The sequence below is a fragment of the Streptosporangium sp. NPDC006930 genome (assembly GCF_040635605.1).
Lineage (GTDB): Bacteria > Actinomycetota > Actinomycetes > Streptosporangiales > Streptosporangiaceae > Streptosporangium.
Genome location: NZ_JBEYID010000006.1, coordinates 276609 through 293890 on the forward strand (window position 1 = coordinate 276609; position 17282 = coordinate 293890).

The 17282-nt window shown below is 70.4% G+C and carries 13 protein-coding genes; 9 read left to right on the forward strand and 4 right to left on the reverse strand.

Annotated elements, in window-relative coordinates:
* Positions 1-19 precede the first annotated feature (19 nt).
* Positions 20-547, forward strand: a complete 528-nt coding sequence (locus ABZ664_RS13680; RefSeq protein WP_362507947.1) for a sigma-70 family RNA polymerase sigma factor — start codon at positions 20-22, stop codon at positions 545-547.
* Positions 544-996, forward strand: a complete 453-nt coding sequence (locus ABZ664_RS13685) for a hypothetical protein (RefSeq protein ID WP_362507952.1) — start codon at positions 544-546, stop codon at positions 994-996. Before ABZ664_RS13680 ends, ABZ664_RS13685 begins: the two co-directional genes overlap by 4 nt.
* Here ABZ664_RS13685 and ABZ664_RS13690 read toward each other — a convergent pair.
* Entirely contained in the window at positions 938-2371 is a 1434-nt protein-coding gene (locus ABZ664_RS13690; RefSeq protein WP_362507954.1) for a phospholipid carrier-dependent glycosyltransferase, read from the reverse strand. The two genes, ABZ664_RS13685 and ABZ664_RS13690, sit on opposite strands and share 59 nt — an antisense overlap.
* Before the next feature lie 152 nt (positions 2372-2523).
* On the opposite strand from ABZ664_RS13690, the gene ABZ664_RS13695 reads away from it, so the two are divergent.
* Together ABZ664_RS13695 and ABZ664_RS13700 are read left to right on the forward strand one after the other, a co-directional pair.
* The gene (locus ABZ664_RS13695) at positions 2524-3180 is read left to right on the forward strand and encodes a response regulator transcription factor (protein ID WP_362507958.1); all 657 of its coding nucleotides are present in this window, start codon (positions 2524-2526) and stop codon (positions 3178-3180) included.
* Between the two features lie 2 nt (positions 3181-3182).
* A complete protein-coding gene (locus tag ABZ664_RS13700; RefSeq protein WP_362507961.1) occupies positions 3183-4331 on the forward strand; it encodes a HAMP domain-containing sensor histidine kinase in 1149 nt (382 codons plus the stop codon).
* A 342-nt stretch (positions 4332-4673) separates the two neighbouring features.
* Here ABZ664_RS13700 and ABZ664_RS13705 read toward each other — a convergent pair whose 3' ends face one another.
* Positions 4674-5207, reverse strand: coding sequence for a superoxide dismutase family protein (locus ABZ664_RS13705; protein ID WP_362507964.1), 534 nt, complete (start codon positions 5205-5207; stop codon positions 4674-4676).
* A 381-nt stretch (positions 5208-5588) separates the two neighbouring features.
* On the reverse strand, positions 5589-7442 hold the full coding sequence (typA, locus tag ABZ664_RS13710) for a translational GTPase TypA (protein ID WP_362507967.1): 1854 nt from the start codon (positions 7440-7442) through the stop codon (positions 5589-5591).
* 408 nt (positions 7443-7850) lie between these two features.
* Between typA and ABZ664_RS13715 the strand changes: the two genes are divergently transcribed.
* The 3 genes from ABZ664_RS13715 (at position 7851) to ABZ664_RS13725 (ending at position 12143) form a co-directional block, all read left to right on the forward strand.
* Positions 7851-8627, forward strand: coding sequence for an alpha/beta fold hydrolase (locus tag ABZ664_RS13715; RefSeq protein WP_362507969.1), 777 nt, complete (start codon positions 7851-7853; stop codon positions 8625-8627).
* A 148-nt stretch (positions 8628-8775) separates the two neighbouring features.
* Positions 8776-10821, forward strand: a complete 2046-nt coding sequence (gene pta, locus ABZ664_RS13720; RefSeq protein ID WP_362507972.1) for a phosphate acetyltransferase — start codon at positions 8776-8778, stop codon at positions 10819-10821.
* Positions 10818-12143 carry an acetate kinase gene (locus ABZ664_RS13725; RefSeq protein WP_362507975.1) on the forward strand — a complete coding sequence of 442 codons (1326 nt, stop codon included), beginning with the start codon at positions 10818-10820 and terminating at the stop codon, positions 12141-12143. The genes pta and ABZ664_RS13725 overlap by 4 nt, the downstream gene beginning before the upstream one ends.
* 263 nt (positions 12144-12406) lie before the next feature.
* Here the strand turns inward: ABZ664_RS13725 and ABZ664_RS13730 are convergent, their stop codons facing one another.
* Entirely contained in the window at positions 12407-13840 is a 1434-nt protein-coding gene (locus ABZ664_RS13730; RefSeq protein ID WP_362507978.1) for an aldehyde dehydrogenase, read from the reverse strand.
* Between the two features lie 537 nt (positions 13841-14377).
* Between ABZ664_RS13730 and ABZ664_RS13735 the strand changes: the two genes are divergently transcribed.
* On the forward strand, positions 14378-15244 hold the full coding sequence (locus tag ABZ664_RS13735) for a hypothetical protein (protein WP_362507981.1): 867 nt from the start codon (positions 14378-14380) through the stop codon (positions 15242-15244).
* A 321-nt stretch (positions 15245-15565) separates the two neighbouring features.
* Positions 15566-17038 (forward strand): DUF1996 domain-containing protein, encoded by a 1473-nt coding sequence (locus ABZ664_RS13740; protein ID WP_362507984.1) that lies wholly within the window; start codon positions 15566-15568, stop codon positions 17036-17038.
* Positions 17039-17282 lie beyond the last annotated feature (244 nt).

Consider the following 17282-nt stretch of genomic DNA (forward strand, 5'->3'; position numbering starts at 1 on the left):
TCCAGGGCGAGGAGGCAGGGTGACCGACGAATTGCTGGTGGTCCGGTGCCGGCTCGGCGAGCGTGAGGCGTTCGCGGAGCTGGTGAGGGCCTGGCACGATCCGGTGTGGAACTACGTGCGGCGCATGCTGGGGCCCTCGCGGGCCGACGACGTGGCTCAGGAGGTCTGGGTGGCCGTGGTGCGCGGGCTGCCGCGCCTGAAGGAGCCGGGCAGGTTCGTGCCCTGGCTGTTCACGATCGCGAGGCGCGCGGTGGCCGACAGGCTCCGCGAGGAGTACGCCAGACCCGAGATCCCGATGGAGGAGGAGCGGGCGTTCGCCGATCCCGTCGATGCCGTCGCCGCCCTCGTGGACCGTGCCGACCTGCTCGCGGGTCTGGCGGACCTGCCGGTCAGGGAGCGGGAGGTCCTCGTGCTGTTCTACCTGCAGGACCTCTCCCTGGAGGACTGCGCGCAGGTCTGCGCCGTCCCCGTCGGCACGGTCAAGTCACGCCTGTCCCGCGCGCGGCGCATGCTGCGCGAACAGCTCACGGAGGAGGGATACCGATGAACCCCGATGACATGATCGCCAGGCTGTCCGGCCCGTTGTCGCTGCGCCGCCGGATCGCCCACGTCGTGGCGCTGCTCGGAGGCCTGGGCGGGGCGCTGTTCGTCGGCCTGCTGTGGGCCACCGAGCCCGCCCTGCCCGGCCGTACGCACCTCGCCTTCGGCGCGCTGGTCGCGCTCGGCCTGGCCTGGGCCGGTTACGGGGCCTGGGCGCTGAGCCGCAGGACCCCGCTGTTCGCCCTCGACCGGGTGATCGCCGCCTGGCTGGCGGTGGCCGCGACGGGCCTGCTGACGGCGGGAACGGCCGTGGTCGCCGTCAGCAGGGGCACCTGGACGGGCATGGCGGGGGTCGCCGTCGCCGCGACGCTGACCGTCCTCGCGGTGGCCCTCCTGCTCAGGGCCCGCGCCGACCGCGCCGCCCTGCTGCGACGTAAGCGCGAACTCGGCGGCTGAGGCCCGCCGCGGCGAGGGCCGCGGCGAGGCAGGCCATCGGGACCGACGGAAGAACGTAGCGGTGATCGAAGTCGAGCACCGCGACCGGGGCGAGGAGCAGGAAGACGGCCGCGGCCCATGGCAGCAGGGCCGGGCGCCGCCGCCCGACGGCCCCGACACCGCCCAGCAGCAGGAGCGCGCCGAGCAGCGGGCCGTGCAGGACCCCGGGGTAGTGATAGGCGCCGAGAAGGCTCCCGTAGGGCTCGACCGACGACATCCCCCGGATGTCGCCGTCGTACTCCCGGCGCACCTGGTCGATGAGCGGGAAGGCGGGCAGCGGCCAGGAACCGACGGGGAACGTGAGCGCGGGGGAGACCCGCAGGGGATGGCGCACCGGGGTCGCGGCGAAGGTGAGCGAGGTATCGCGGACGACCTCGCGGAGATAGTCGAGCGGCTGCGCGGCGATGGCGCGCAGCGCGAAGGACCTGGCCAGGTCGTTGTGGGCGAACCGGCCTCCCGGCAACCTGTTGAGTGAGGCGTCGGCGGCCCAGACGTACTCGGAGGCGGCGTCGACCACCGTGCCGTTCGGGCAGAGCACCGCCTCCCTCGCCGGTGGTCTGATCACCGAGCAGTCGGCGAACGTCATCGTGCGCGCCCACAGCGCCACGCCGTCGGAGCCGCTGAGTGCGAACCGCCCGTGGTGCTGCTGGTACCAGCCCGCGTAGGCGGCGAGCGGCAGCAGCCCGGCGGCGGCCAGCGCGACCACCCGCTTCCAGCCGGCCCGCCGCAGGAGCAGGTGGAGCAGGACCAGACCGAGCAGCGGCACCGCGACCGTGCGGGTGAGCCCGGCCAGCGCCAGCAGCAGGCCCGCCACGGCGGCCGCCCGCGCCGAGGGCCTCGCCCGCCACATCAGGACCGTGAGGGCCGCGGTGATGAGGAAGATGAGCTGGGTGTCGGAGAGCACGGCGTGTTCGAGCCGCAGGAACGCGGGGTTGAACAGCAGGGGCAGGGTGGCCAGCGCCGCACCCCACCCGGGGAGCGCGTGACGGCGCAGCACCAGATAGATCATCAGGGCCGTGCCCAGGCCCATCAGGTGCTGCAGGCCCGCGACGAGCCAGACGCTGTGGAAGGGCAGCAGCAGCCTGAGCAGGAAGGAGTACCCGGCCGGGTGGAACGCGCCGGACGGCTCCAGATGAACCGCGGTGTTGAGGTAGGTGAAGGAGTCGTACCAGTAGAGCTGGGCGGTGTCGTAGCCGAGCATGACGAGGACGCGGAGCCCCGCCGCCAGCGCGATCGCGACGGCGAACGGCAGGTGACCGCCGAGGAGGCGGTTACCCGGCGCGCTCGGTCCTGGCGCTGTGGGTACGGTCGTGACGCCGCCGGGTGAGGCGAGCATGGCTGGTTCCCCCGATTCAGGGCCGGAGAATTCCGGCACGGTGGGAGCAGTCCAGCGAGTGATCGATAACCTTGACGTCACCGAATCCGGTTATGCCCGCGTTATGCGGCCTGTGGCACGCTGGCGCGATTCGGCCCAGGGGGAGGCACACTGTGCGGGTTTTGGTCGTCGAGGACGAGAGAATGCTCGCCGACTCGATCGCGGAAGGGCTGCGCGGGGAGGCGCTCGCCGTCGACGTCGCCTACGACGGGGAGGCGGCGCTGGAACGGCTACGGCTGCACGCCTACGACGTGCTCGTCCTTGACCGGGACCTGCCCGGCCTGCACGGCGACGACGTGTGCAGGACCGTGGTCGCCGAGGGCGGCGAGGTGCGGATCATCATGCTCACCGCGGCGGGCGACGTGCGCTGCAGGGTGGAGGGGCTCGCCCTGGGCGCCGACGACTACCTGCCCAAGCCGTTCGCCTTCGAGGAGCTGACGGCCCGCGTCCACGCACTGGGCCGCCGGGTGCGTCCCGCCGACCCGCCGGTGCTGGTACGGGCCGGCATCAGCCTGGACCGGGCGCACCGGCAGGTGTTCCGCGACGGCCGCTATGTGCCGCTCGCCCGCAAGGAGTTCGGCGTGCTGGCCGAGCTGCTGCGCGCCGGAGGGGCGGTGGTCTCCAGCGAGACGCTCCTGGAGAAGGTGTGGGACGAGCACACCGACCCGTTCACCAACACGGTGAGGACGACCATGATGAAGTTGCGCCGGAAGATCGGCGATCCGCCGGTCATCGAGACCGTCACGGGAGTGGGATACCGCATTCCATGAGGATGAGCGTTCGTTTCCGGCTCGCCGTCATCTGCGGCACGGTGACCCTCTACATCGGCGTCATGCTGGTCGGAGGGCTCGCCTTCCTCGTACGGCAGAGCCTGGAGCCCCGCGACGGGTTGCGGCATCCCGCGTACATCCGGGTCGCGGCCTTCGACTACAGGCCGGAGCATTCCGAGTACCGGGTGGCGGAGCAGCGCGTCGCGCAGGTGAGGCGCGTCTATCAGGCCGACACGATCAACAAGGTCCTCACCCTGGGCGGCCTCGCGGTGTTCGTGAGCGCCGGGATCGCGACGGTGACCGGCTGGCGGGCCGCGACCTGGGCGCTCCGCCCCGTCAGGGAGGTCACCGCGAGCGCGCGGCACATCGCCCAGAGCCATGATCTCAGCGGGCGCATCACCTACGCCGGGCGCGACGACGAGGTCAAGGAGCTCGCCGACATCGTCGACATCATCGTCGGCCGCCTCGCCCGCTCCTTCGACGGTCAGCGGCGCTTCGTCGCCAACGCCTCCCACGAGCTGCGCACCCCGCTCACCATCAACCGCACCCTGGTGGACGTGGCGGTCAGGCGGCCCGACGCGACGGAGGACGTCAAGCGGCTCGGCGAGTCCCTGCTGCTGGTCAACGCCCGCCACGAGAGGCTGATCGACGGCCTGCTCGCCCTGACCGAGGGCGAGCAGGCGGTCCTCGACCGCCGCCCCTTCGACCTGGCCGACGTGGTCGAGCACGTGCTCGACCTGGCGGGCAAGGAGGCGGGAGAGCGCGAGGTGACCATCCACCGGCTGCTGGACCCCGCGCCGACCGCCGGTGAGCCGGTGCTGGTCGAGAGGCTCGTGCAGAACCTTGTGGAGAACGCGATCCGGCACAACCACGCCGACGGCGAGGTGTGGGTCTCCACCCGCTCGCGCGCCGACCGGGTGGAGTTGGTGGTGGCGAACACCGGGTTGCCGGTGCCGCACTACGAGATCGAGACGATCTTCGAGCCGTTCCGGCGGCTGCACGGCGACCGGCTGCGCTCCGAGCGTGGCAGCGGTCTGGGATTGTCGATCGTGAGGGTCGTCGCGGAGGCCCACGGCGGCACCGTGACCGCGAGCTCCCGGGAGGAGGGCGGTCTGACGATCGCCATCGAGCTGCCGCGCGAGAGTCCCTGACGCCCGGTCGTCGTACCGGGCGCGATTCCGCGACCGGTTCCTTGGCGCGGGGAGTCCTCGGCAGGATCAGCCGGCCGGCGCTCAGCTGGGACGACCGGTTCCTTGGCGTGGGGAGTCCTCCCCGAGGCCTTTGGGGGCCCGATTTGGGTTGGTCCGGTATGGCTCCTTCTCCCCACGGGAGCCGTACCGGACGAAGACGTCAGGTGAGCAGTGTCACGAGCGCGGTGAAGGCCACCCACGCGAGCAGCAGGGCCAGGTGCATCCGGCCGGTCAGGACCTGCATGGCGATCCCCCCTTTCTACCGGGGATCCTGCCTGGCCGCTCTTGGAAGGCGGTTGGGAGTCACCGGTTCCCGGTGATCACGCCGCAGGCGATGCGCCCGCCGGAGTCTCCCGCCTTGAGGGTTTCCGCGTCCGGACCGGTGCCGGGGGTCGGGTCGGCCGGGTGGCTGTAGCGGTCGGGAATGTTGGAGTGGTTGTCCGGCAGGGCGTGGATGACGATGGCACTGCCGTCGCCGTCGAAGAGCTGTCCCACCTTGAAACGATCGGTCACGACGGTCGCCGCACCGGTGCCGTCGGCGGCGACGAGGAGGTTGGGCAGGTCACCGGAGTGGTTGCTGTGCTTGACCGGCGGGATGGTGAAGTGCGGGCCCGCGCTGGCGAAGGGGCTGCCGGTGACCGGGTCGGTCGACTTCGGGTCGCAGACGCCCTTCATGTGAACGTGGAAGCCGTGGTATCCGGCCGACAGGCCGCCGACGGTGATCGTCAGCTTGGACTTGCCGTCCGGCTGCTCGACGATGCTCAGGGAACCGACGTTCTTCCCCGCGGTGTTCTTGATGACGGCTTTGGCCGACGCCTGGGGCCTCGGCGACGACATCGGTGAAATCTGCGACATATGTGACATGTGCGACATCTGCGATGTCGCCTGGGCGGCCGGAGCCGGCACCGTCGTCCCAAGCGCGACGGCCAGGGCGAGACAGGTTCTGTGAAGCATGAGATATCCCCCCGTACGAGTCCCGGGCTCCCCGAGGCGGCGGGGAGACCAGTACAGGCTTCCTACCCCAGGTGAGGGCGGGAACCGGGGGCACCACGCCGTCTCATCGGGCAAAACCGTGCCGCGCGAGGCCGTCCGGCGCGTGACCGGGCCGTACGGAGGCGTGCCGCCCGAGGCCGCGTCGGACGAGCGCGACGAGGAGGTCGTACGAGACGAGACCGTCCCGCCGGGGCCCGGCGGGACGGGGGTGGTGAGCGGTGAGGATCAGTTGGCGCGCTTGGCGCGGGCGGTGGTGCGGGCGCGGGTCGAGGCGTCGAGGACGACCTTGCGGATGCGCACGTTCTCCGGCGTGATCTCCACGCACTCGTCCTCGCGGATGAACTCCAGCGCCTGCTCCAGCGAGAGCTGACGCGGCGGGATCAGCGTCTCCGTCGTGTCGCTCGTCGAGGAGCGCATGTTGGTGAGCTTCTTCTCCTTGGTGATGTTCACGTCCATGTCGTCGGAGCGCGAGTTCTCACCGATGATCATGCCCTCGTAGACCTCGGTGGTCGGCTGGACGAACAGGACACCGCGCTCCTGCAGGTTCAGCATGGCGAACGGGGTCACCGGGCCCGGCCGGTCGGCGACGAGCGAGCCGTTGTTGCGGGTGCGCAGCTCGCCGAACCACGGCTCGTAGTCCTCGAAGACGTGGTTCACGATGCCGGTGCCGCGGGTCTCGGTGAGGAACTCGGTGCGGAAGCCGATCAGGCCGCGGGCCGGGACCACGAATTCCATGCGGATCCAGCCGGTGCCGTGGTTGGTCATGTGCTCCATGCGGCCCTTGCGGACGGCGAGCAGCTGCGTGATCGCCCCGAGGTATTCCTCCGGGCAGTCGATGGTCACCCGCTCGACCGGCTCGTGGACCTTGCCGTCGATGAGCTTGGTGACGACCTGCGGCTTGCCGACGGTGAGCTCGTAGCCCTCGCGGCGCATCTGCTCGACCAGGATGGCGAGCGCGAGCTCACCACGGCCCTGCACCTCCCACGCGTCGGGGCGGTCGGTCGGCAGGACGCGCAGCGACACGTTGCCGACGAGCTCCTTGTCGAGCCGATCCTTGACCATGCGGGCGGTGACCTTGGAGCCTTTGACCCTGCCGACCAGCGGAGAGGTGTTGGTGCCGATGGTCATGGAGATCGCGGGCTCGTCGACCGTGATGAGGGGGAGCGGGCGCGGGTCCTCGGGGTCGGCGAGGGTCTCGCCGATCATGATGTCCGGGATGCCGGCGATCGCGATGATGTCGCCGGGACCCGCCTCCTCGGCGGGCTTGCGCTCCAGAGCGTCGGTCATCAGCAGCTCGGTGATCTTCACCCGCTGGATGCTGCCGTCGGTGCGGCACCAGGCGACCTGCTGGCCCTTCTTGATGGTGCCCTGGTGGATGCGGCAGAGCGCGATCCTGCCCAGGTAGGAGGAGGCGTCGAGGTTGGTGACGTGCGCCTGCAGCGGGGCCGTCGGGTCGTACACCGGGGCCGGGATCGTGTTCTTGATGACCTCGAACAGCGGCTCCAGGTCCTCGGAGTCCGGCATCGCCGCGTCCTCGGGACGGTTGATCGAGGCGCGCCCGGCCTTGGCCGAGGCGTAGACGATCGGGAAGTCGATCTGCTCCTCGGTGGCGTCCAGGTCGATGAAGAGCTCGTAGACCTCGTCCACGACCTCCTTGATCCGGGCGTCGGGGCGGTCGACCTTGTTGATGCACAGGATGACCGGCATCTTGGCGGCGAACGCCTTGCGCAGCACGAACCGGGTCTGCGGCAGCGGCCCCTCGGAGGCGTCGACGAGCAGCACGACACCGTCGACCATGGACAGGCCCCGCTCGACCTCACCGCCGAAGTCGGCGTGGCCGGGGGTGTCGATGATGTTGAGCGTCATGCCGCCGTGCTTGACGGCGGTGTTCTTCGCGAGAATGGTGATCCCCTTCTCGCGCTCAAGGTCGTTGGAGTCCATGACGCGGTCGTCCACGTCCTGGTTGACGCGGAAGGCGCCCGACTGCCAGAGCATGGCATCCACGAGAGTGGTCTTGCCGTGGTCGACGTGCGCGATGATCGCGATGTTCCGCAGGTCGTCGCGGCTGTTCAAAGGCATGATGGAGTCTCACTCTGTGATCGTGGAGGCTGACCGCGGACTGTGCGGCCCTCCTATTTTAGTTGATCCGGACAATCGCTCTCACGTGTCCGGCAGATGAAGGGCGTCAATTCACCCGCAGGACACCCTCCGACCCTCCGGCGGAGGGCTGCGGGAGGTACGGCGGATCGCGGCTTGGCCCTGCCACGGCGAGGGGGCGACCGGGCCGGGGGGGTGACCGGGGCGCGGACGGGGGTGACCGAGGCGGACCGGCCGTGACGGGGGCGGACCGGTCGTGACCGGGGGGCGGAAGGGGTGCGCGCGGAGCGCGGACGGGGCGCGGAAGGGGGACAGGCGGGGCACGGACGGGCGCGGAAGGGGGACAGGCGGGGCGCGACCGGGCGGCCGGCACTGCCTAAGCTCGGATCCATGCCTCTCGCACCCTCGTTTCCCGCGATGCTCAGAACCCGGGACAACCTGCGGATAGACGCCGCCCACACCCCCTCTCGCGGCGCGGCCGATCTCGGGATCGTCCTCGCCCACGGCTTCACCGGATCGCTCAGGGAACGCGCCACGCGCCGCATCGCCCACGTGCTCAGCGGGTTCGGCGGGGTGGTGGCGTTCGACTTCAGGGGACACGGCCGTTCCGGAGGCATGTCGACCGTGGGAGACAGGGAGATCTTCGACGTGGAGGCGGCGGTACGGCACGCGCGGGCGATCGGCTACCGCAGGGTCGTGACCGTCGGGTTCTCCATGGGCGGGGCGGTCGCCGTACGGCACGCGGGGGTGCTGGGCGGCGTGGAGGCGGTGGTGTCGGTGAGCGCGCCCGCCCGGTGGTACTACCGGGGGACCAGGCCGATGCGCCAGGTGCACTGGGCGATCGAGAGGTCGGCCGGGCGGCTCGCCGCGCGGTTGGGCAAGCGCACCCGGATCATGAAGGGCGTGTGGGACCCGCTCCCGCTGGCGCCGTACGAGGCGGCGGCGAAAATCTCACCGGTGCCGCTCCTGGTCGTGCACGGCGACGCGGACCGGTTCTTCCCCCTCGACCACGCGTACCAGATCTACGAGGCCGCGAACGAGCCGAAGGAACTGTGGATCGAACCCGGTTTCGGCCACGCGGAGACGGCGGCGACACCGGACCTGGTCCGTCGCGTCGGGAGATGGGCCGCGACCCGTTCCGGCCCCCCGGAATGTCTATCCTCATGAGGATTGACCGTATGGCGAAGGCGACGTGACGAAAGCGACGTGACGACAGCGGGCAGAGACGACGGCCGCGGGTAGTGGCCTGGGCAGCGGCGCGGGCAGTGGCCCGGGACGGCGGCGCGGGCAGCGGCGAGGGGACGGGGCAGGACGCATGCGAAGCATCTACGTTGCGGGTCTTGGGCGGGGAGACGGCAGACAGATCGTCGAGCTCGGCATGATGGAGCTGCTGAGCGGGCGGGCCGACCGCACGGGGGTGTTCCGGCCGATAACCGGTGGCGGCGAGGACCGGGTGATGGAACTGCTTCGGGCCAGATACCGTCCCGCGGCCTCGGCGACCGGGGTGAGCGCGGAGGAGGCCGCGGAGATCTACGCGGAGCGGGGCGCCGAGGAGCTCATCGGCCGCCTGGTCGCCCGCTTCCACACCCTGGAGCGCGAGTGCGACGCCATGCTGGTGCTCGGCAGCTTCTTCGACACCGACGACCTGCCGCGCGAGCTCGCCTTCAACGCCCGCCTCGCCGCCGAGTTCGGCGCCCCGATGATCGTGGTGGTGGGCGCGCACGGCGACGACGCCGAGGAGATCGCGACGGAGATGCGCACCGGCTACCAGGTCTTCTCCGACCTGGGCTGCACCGTGCTCGCGGTGATCGCCAACCGGGTGCCCGAGGGCACGGTCATCGAGTGCGACCTGCCGGTGCCCCACTACGCCGTGCCGGAGCACCCCTCGCTGTCGGCGCCGACCGTCGGGCAGGTCATGCGGGCCGTGGACGCCGAGCTCATCCAGGGCGCCGAGGACGGCCTGCTCCGCGACGTGCTCGGGTTCGTCTTCGGCGGGGCCACGCTCCCGGTCTTCCTTGAGCACCTCGTAGACGGCGCACTCGTGATCACACCGGGCGACCGCGCGGACCTGCTGCTGGTCTCGCTCGCCGTCGAGGCGGCCGGTACGGCGAGACCCGCCGGAGTCGTCCTCACCGTGGGGGAGCGGCCCAGCGAGGCCGTGATGGAGCTCACGGCCCGCCTCGCGCCCGGCGTGCCGGTGCTCGCGGCCAAGGAGGGCAGCTTCGCCGTGGCGACCACCCTCGCCGAGCTGGAGGGGCGGCTGACCGCGGACAACCCCCGCAAGATCGAGACGGCCCTCGGCCACTTCGAGGCGCACGTGGACGCGACCGGTCTCGCCGACAGGATCGAGCTGACCCGCTCGGAACGGGTCACCCCGATGATGTTCGAGCACACCCTGCTGGAACGGGCGCGGGCCGACCGGCGCCACATCGTGCTGCCCGAGGGCGAGGAGGACCGCATCCTGCGAGCGGCCGACATCCTCCTGCGGCGCGGCATCGTCGACCTCACCCTCCTCGGCAGGGAGGACGTGGTGCGGCGGCGGATCGGCGACCTCGGCCTCGACCTGTCCGGCGTGACCGTCGTCGACCCGCTCACCTCGCCGCTGCGGGAGTCGTTCGCCGAGGAGTACGCGGCGCTGAGGGCGCACAAGGGGATGACCTTCGAGCCGGCCATGGACGTCGTCGCCGACGTCAACTTCTTCGGCACGATGATGCTGCACCGGGGCCTGGTGCACGGCATGGTCTCCGGAGCCGCGCACACCACGGCCGCCACGATCCTGCCCGCCTTCCAGATCATCAAGACGGTGCCCGACACCTCGATCGTCTCCTCGGTCTTCTTCATGTGCCTGGCCGACCGGGTGCTCGTCTACGGCGACTGCGCGATCAATCCCGACCCCGGCGCCGAGATGCTCGCCGACATCGCGATCTCCTCGGCCCGTACGGCGAGGCGGTTCGGCGTCGAGCCGAGGATCGCGATGCTCTCCTACTCCACCGGAGAGTCGGGCAGCGGCGCCGACGTCGACAAGGTCCGCGCCGCCACCGCCCTGGTCGCCGAACGGGCACCCGACCTGCTGGTCGAGGGGCCGATCCAGTACGACGCGGCGGTGGACGCCAGGGTCGCCGCCGCCAAGCTGCCCGGGTCGCGAGTCGCCGGCCGGGCGACCGTGCTGATCTTCCCGGACCTGAACACCGGCAACAACACCTACAAGGCCGTGCAGCGCTCGGCCGGAGCCGTCGCGGTCGGGCCCGTCCTGCAGGGACTGCGCAGGCCGGTCAACGACCTGTCGCGCGGAGCCCTGGTCACCGACATCGTGAGCACCGTCGCCATCACCGCCGTACAGGCGCAGGAGGTCACCGAATGAGCGAACGAGTCGCGCGGACGACCGAGGTCTCCGGCCTGGACGGGGGTGCCGGCCGTAGGAGTGACGCGGGCCGGGTGGGTGACGCGCTCCGAGGGAGTGGTGCGGTTCAGGGGAGTGGTTCGGTGGTGGGTGGTGACGCGGGTCGGGGGAGTGGCCTGGAGAGGGAGGACGGCGGGGCCGGGGAGCCGGGCCGGGTGCTCGTCCTCAACTCGGGGTCCTCCTCGCTGAAGTACCGGCTCCTGTCCGGCGCCGAGCGGCTCGCCTCGGGAACGGTGGAGCGCATCGGCGAGCCCGGCTCCCCGGTACCCGACCACCGGGCGGCGCTGAGGGTCGTCGCCGAACGGCTGTCCGCCACAGGCCTGGGACTCGACTCGCCGGAACTCACCGCGATCGGGCACCGGGTGGCGCACGGGGGGACCGCCTTCACCAGGCCCACCCTCATCACCGACGAGGTGGCGAGAGGGATCGAGCGGCTCATCCCGCTCGCGCCCCTGCACAACCCCGCGAACCTGGCGGGCATCGAGATCGCCCGGCGGCTCCGCCCCGACCTGCCGCAGGTCGCCGTCTTCGACACCGCCTTCCACGCCACGATCCCCCCGGCCGCCTCGACGTACGCGATCGACCGCGAGGTGGCCGCGCGGCTGGGCGTGCGGCGCTACGGCTTCCACGGCACCTCACACGCGTACGTCTCCCGACAGGCCGCACTCCTCGCCGGCGGGCCCGAGGCCAACGTGATCGTCCTGCACCTCGGCAACGGGGCCAGCGCCTCGGCGGTGTCCGCAGGGCGGTGCGTGGACACGTCCATGGGCATGACCCCGCTCGAAGGGCTCGTCATGGGGACCCGCAGCGGCGACCTGGACCCGGCGGTGGTCCTCTACCTGGCGCGTACGGCGGGCATGTCCCTCGACGAGATCGACGCGCTGCTCAACCGTCGCAGCGGCATGCTCGGCCTGTGCGGGGACAACGACATGCGCGCGGTGACGGAGCGGGTGGCCGCGGGGGACCCCGACGCCGAACTGGCCCTCTCGGTCTACTGCCACCGGCTCCGCAAGTACGTCGGCGCCTACTACGCCGTCCTCGGCACGGTCGACGTCATCGCCTTCACCGGCGGTGTCGGCGAGAACTCCACCCTGGTCAGGGAGCGGGCGCTCGCCGGTCTCGGGGCGCTCGGCATCGCCGTCGACCCGGTGCGAAACGCCCGCGGCGACACGCTCATCTCCGCCGACGGCGGGGCCGTGAAGGTCGCGGTGATCCCCACGGACGAGGAGTTCGAGATCGCCCGCCAAACTCTTTCCGTCGTTTCCCGAACCTTTCGCGGCTGAAAGACGTCTATCACGACAGCGGATGGATCGAATCCGCCGTGAGAAGTACACGGGACCCGAATCATCGTTCGGGGATCGTCGTAGGCCATACTTCTCGTAGTCGGCTGGTCGCCCAGCGTCGCGGGGGTGCGTTGGGCGGCCGTCCGGCGGTGTGCCCGTACGGCTCGTCGCGAGCCGTACGGGCACACCTGGGGGTGGTCAACGAACCGACCCGGCAACCGCGGAAAGGTGTGCGCCGTACGGGCACACCTGGAGTGGTCCCCTCAGCCCAGACGGGCGATCGACTTGTACTCCAGATAGGCGGACAGCCCTTCCGGGCCCAGTTCGCGGCCGAGGCCGCTGCCCTTGAAGCCGCCGAAGGGCGAGCTGTTCTCGATCATGAAGAGGTTCACGCCGTAGGTGCCGGTGCGCACCTGGCGGGCGATGTCCATGCCGCGCTCGGTGTCGGCGGTCCACACCGTCCCCGCCAGGCCGTAGTCGCTGTCGTTGGCGATGCGGACCGCGTCCTTCTCGTCCTCGTACGGGATCACGGCCAGGACCGGCCCGAAGATCTCCTCGCGGGCGATGCGCATCTCGTTGGTGGCCCCCGCGAAGACGGTCGGCGCCACGTACCAGCCGCGGTCGTAAGGACGCTCCAGGCCGCCGACGACCGGCTTGGCGCCCTCGTCGATGCCGATCCTGATGTAGCTCTCGACCCGCTCCTGCTGTCGCTTGGCGACCATCGGGCCGATGCCGGTGGCCGGGTCGGCCGGGTCGCCGACCGGCATGCCCCGCACCATCGCCGAGACCGCGTCCACGACCTCGTCGTAGCGGTTGCGCGAGGCGAGGATACGGGTCTGGGCGACGCACGCCTGGCCGTTGTTCATCAGCGAGGCGATCGAGAGGAAGCCCATCGCGGAGGGCAGGTCGCAGTCGTCGAGGATGATCGCCGCGGACTTGCCGCCCAGCTCCAGGGTGCACCGCTTGAGCTGCTCGCCGCAGATCGCCGCGATGCGCCGTCCGGCGGCGGTGGAGCCGGTGAAGGCGACCTTGTCCACGTCGGGGTGGGAGATCAGGTACTCGCTCGTCTCGCGCCCGGCGGCGACGATGTTGACGACGCCGTCGGGGATGCCCGCCTCTTTGATCATCTCGGCCAGCAGGTAGGAGTCGAGCGGGGTCTCGGGCGCGGGCTTGACCACGACCGTGCATCCCGCGACGAGGGCCGGGGCCAGCTTGATCATGATGACGAACTGCGGGACGTTCCACGGGACCACCGCGGCGACCACGCCCACCGGCTCGCGGCGGACGGTCACGCTGCCGAACGTTCCTGGGCGCTCCTCCTCGACGGGGAAGGTCTTGCCCAGCTCGGCGTAGTACTGGAGCATGCCGAGCGGTTGCGGGGCCTGCGCCAGCTGGGAGAAGGTGATCGGCGAGCCCATCTCCAGGGTGATGAGCTCGGCGATCTCGCCCTGGCGGGCCGCGTAGATCTCGGCGAGCCTGCCGACGACGGCCGCGCGCTCGGCCATCGTCATCCGGGGCCACGGGCCGTGGTCGAACGCCTGACGGGCGGCGGCCACCGCCCGGTCCATGTCGGCGGGGGTGCCGTCGGGGACCCGGCCGACGACCTCCTCGGTGTGAGGGGAGACGACGTCGATGACGCCGGTTCCCGCGGGGGCCACCCAGTCGCCTCCGATGAAGAGCGTGTCGTGCTGGCGCATGATGTGTTGCCTCCTGGTGGGCGGGCCAGAGTCGCGATTCTCGGATGGTCTCATCCGCCGGGGAGGGCGCCACGCGCCCTGCCGATGCTTGAGACGCTGTTTGAGACCGAATCATGTTCTACCGCTGATGACAAGAGTCGCCGGACGTCTCCGGCGTCCTCGTGGCGTCTTGGCCGGGTCCCCGCCGGATCTTCGTCACACTCCCCGCCGCGCTCTTCGTGATGTCCTTGGCGGCGGCCTTTGTGGTGATCTTGGTAGCGGTCTTGGTGGTGCTCTTCCCGGCTCTTCCCGGTGCGGATGGCGTGGTGTGTTCTGTGCGAGGATTCACCGGAGTGACAGGAGTGGCATGTCCTGCAGCGCTTGGTTAAATCACCCTAAAGAGGCATATAGTTCACCAATGGTGCGCGAGTTCCTTCGTTCCGGTGGCGAGCGTCAAGATCGCCTTCTATAGTTTCGCTCCGTCTATGAGGGTGCTCCGGAGGTGAGCGAAGCGTGAGGCCGACTCGCGCAGCCGCATTGGCTGTAACACTCACCGTGATGCTCCTGTCGCCCGCCGTCGCCGGAGCCGCGCCCCTCCGGACCGCCAGGCCCAACCCCGAGGCCGAGCTCAAGAGGCTCACTCAAGAGGCCGCCGCGATCAACAAGAGTTACCGCGGTCAGGTGCAGAGCCTGGAGGAGACCCGGGTCCAGGCCGGCAAGGCCACGACCACCGCCAAGGGCCTCAGGCGCGCCCTGGCCAGGGCCGAGACCGACGTCGTGCGCTTCGCCCAGACCGCCTACATGGGCGGCGCCCTCGACGACGGCAGCCTGCTGAGCTTCCAGGGCGACGCCAACCAGGCCCTCAGTCAGGCCGCCACCATGTCCCACCTGGCCAGCCGCCGAGCCAGCCAGCTCAACCGGGTCAGGGACCTCATCAAGAAGGCCAAGACCGCGGAGAAGTCCGCCGACACGAAGATCGCCAAGCTCAAGAAGGACATCGCCGACCTCAAGCGACAGCGGGTCAGGATCGAGAGACTCCTGGCCAAGTACGGTTTCCAGACTCCCTCGGGCAACGGCGGCCTGACCCCCCGCACGGTCACCATGCGCAACCTCGTGCTGCAGAACTTCCCCATGCCCTACGGCTACGGCTGCCTGCGCCCCGGCGACCCCGGCGAACACGGCAGCGGCCGGGCCTGCGACTTCATGATGAGCTCCGGCGGCAGCGTCCCCGCGGCGGACGCTCTGGAGCGCGGCAACCGCCTCGCCCAGTGGGCCATCGACAACGGCAACCGCCTCGGGGTCATGTACATCATCTGGCAGCAGAAGTACTACGACGTCCGCACGGGCGCCGGATGGAAGATGATGTCCAACCGAGGCGGCAACACCGCCAACCACATCGACCACGTCCACATCTCGATGTTCTGAGCTGCCGGGCTCCTGACCTGCGGTGATCTCATTGTGATGGCGGAGCATGTGGAAGCCGTTCTCACGCGGCGTCGGGATGCCCGCCTTGATCAGGGCGGGAATTCCGGCAGCCGAAGCCATTGCGGGCGGCACGCCGATGACCGCCCGCAAGGCGCCTTTGCGGAAGACGGACCGGGCACGGGACGGGCAAGAAAAGTTTCGAGCTTTCCCGAGGTTTTCGTTATCCGCCCGTGGCCTGAGGGTCTCCTTTGTGGCGGCACATGCGAGCGCCGCCAGATGTCCCCTCCGAGATTTCCCAACAGGACAAGGACTTCATTCACTATGAGCACAACCGCCTCGCGCGGCATCCGAGCCGGACGCGCGTCCGTCGTACGCCAGGTCCGCCGCCTGTCGCTGGCCGGTGTTCTCGTCAGCCTCCTGGGCGCCTCCATGGTGAGCGTCATCTCCCCGGCCGCCGCGGCCGAGGTGCCCCTCTCGCAGGGCCGTACCGCCATCGCCTCCTCGGCGGAGCGCGGTGACCTGTCGGCCGCGGCCGCCGTCGACGGCAAGGCCGGCACCCGCTGGGGCAGCAAGTTCAGCGACCCACAGTGGCTCGCGGTCGACCTCGGCAGGTCCACCGCCATCAAGAAGATCGTCATCAACTGGGAGAACGCCTACGCGACGGCGTTCCAGATCCAGACCGCCGCCGGCGGTGACGGCCCCTGGAAGACGGTGCACAGCACCACGGCGGGCAAGGGCGGCGTCCAGACCATCAACCTGTCGGCCACCGGCAGGTTCGTGCGGCTGTACGCGACCAAGCGGTCCAGCCAGTACGGCGTCTCGCTGTGGGAGTTCCAGGTCTTCGGCACCGGCTCGGGCACCACGAACCCGACCTCGACTCCGAAGCCGACCATCACCGCGACGCCCAAGCCGACGTCCAGCGCCACCCCGACCAGCACCGCGCCCGCCGTCGGATGGGTGCCGGTGAACCAGGCCGCGTGGAAGAAGGCCCTGGACATCTACAACAAGGTCGCGCCCCAGGCGGTCCCCGCGGGAATCGTGAGGGTCCCCGAGTTCCACACCAACTGCACGGTGGCCAACGAGGCCAAGGACGACCCGATCGTGCTGCCCGGCCTGGTCGGCGCCTCCCACCTGCACACCTTCTTCGGCCCGAAGGTGTCGGCGAACACCACGACGGAGGACCTGCTCAAGAGCGCCACGACCTGTGACGCTCTTGGGGACAACAGCGCCTACTGGGCACCGACCCTGCTGAAGAACGGCAAGCCGGTCCCGATGAAGAACTTCCGCGTGTACTACGGCTCCCGGCTCAAGGACCCGTCGGAGGTCGTTCCGTTCCCGCCTGGCCTGCGCGTGGTGCAGGGCGACGCGAAGCGGCAGGTGGCGACGCCGAAGGGTGCCTCCGGCCAGTTCTGGTGCGCCGGCAGTGCGGAGACCGGCCGTAGCGCCGACGGCAACTGGCCCGTCTGCGCCCCAGGCGGCAACCTGATCTACCAGCTGACATTCCAGGATTGCTGGGACGGCAAGCACATCGACTCGCCCGACCACAAGTCGCACATGGGGCCGGCCAAGAACGGCACGTGCTCCGGTGACTACCCGGTCGCGGTCCCCAACCTCTCGTTCATGCTCGGCTACGACTCTCTCGGCGGTGACGGCCTGGCGCTGTCGTCGGGCCTGCCGTCCTCGATCCACGGGGACTTCATGAACGCGTGGACGCCGGAGACGCTCGGCGCGCTCGTGAAGGTCTGCCTCAACGCGAAAGCCAAGTGCGGCACCACGCCGGGTTGGGGTCGCTGACCGATCCCCGCCACCACCTCGCATGACATGCCGTGCCGGCGGCCCCGCCTCCCGTGGGGCCGCCGGCACGGCCGCTTGCCGGTGATCCCGCGTTCCGCGGGGCCGCCGGCACGCTCGTTTGGCGGTGATCGGCCAACGCCCTCGCCGGTACCACCAGTACGAACAGTGCGACGACGGCTCACACCGGCGCGCCACCGCGATTCCCCTCGACGCGGCCCGGCCGTCAGAGGTTGTCCACCGGAGG

What these genes read in the sequence shown, in the direction of transcription:
- pta (WP_362507972.1), top strand. Translation starts at nt 8,776, where the DNA reads ATGCGAAGCATCTACGTTGCGGGTCTTGGGCGGGGAGACGGCAGACAG.
- typA (WP_362507967.1), bottom strand. Translation starts at nt 7,442, where the DNA reads ATGCCTTTGAACAGCCGCGACGACCTGCGGAACATCGCGATCATCGCG.
- ABZ664_RS13715 (WP_362507969.1), top strand. Translation starts at nt 7,851, where the DNA reads ATGCCTCTCGCACCCTCGTTTCCCGCGATGCTCAGAACCCGGGACAAC.
- ABZ664_RS13740 (WP_362507984.1), top strand. Translation starts at nt 15,566, where the DNA reads ATGAGCACAACCGCCTCGCGCGGCATCCGAGCCGGACGCGCGTCCGTC.
- ABZ664_RS13705 (WP_362507964.1), bottom strand. Translation starts at nt 5,207, where the DNA reads ATGTCGTCGCCGAGGCCCCAGGCGTCGGCCAAAGCCGTCATCAAGAAC.
- ABZ664_RS13735 (WP_362507981.1), top strand. Translation starts at nt 14,378, where the DNA reads ATGCTCCTGTCGCCCGCCGTCGCCGGAGCCGCGCCCCTCCGGACCGCC.
- ABZ664_RS13725 (WP_362507975.1), top strand. Translation starts at nt 10,818, where the DNA reads ATGAGCGAACGAGTCGCGCGGACGACCGAGGTCTCCGGCCTGGACGGG.
- ABZ664_RS13685 (WP_362507952.1), top strand. Translation starts at nt 544, where the DNA reads ATGAACCCCGATGACATGATCGCCAGGCTGTCCGGCCCGTTGTCGCTG.
- ABZ664_RS13690 (WP_362507954.1), bottom strand. Translation starts at nt 2,371, where the DNA reads ATGCTCGCCTCACCCGGCGGCGTCACGACCGTACCCACAGCGCCAGGA.
- ABZ664_RS13700 (WP_362507961.1), top strand. Translation starts at nt 3,183, where the DNA reads ATGAGCGTTCGTTTCCGGCTCGCCGTCATCTGCGGCACGGTGACCCTC.
- ABZ664_RS13730 (WP_362507978.1), bottom strand. Translation starts at nt 13,840, where the DNA reads ATGCGCCAGCACGACACGCTCTTCATCGGAGGCGACTGGGTGGCCCCC.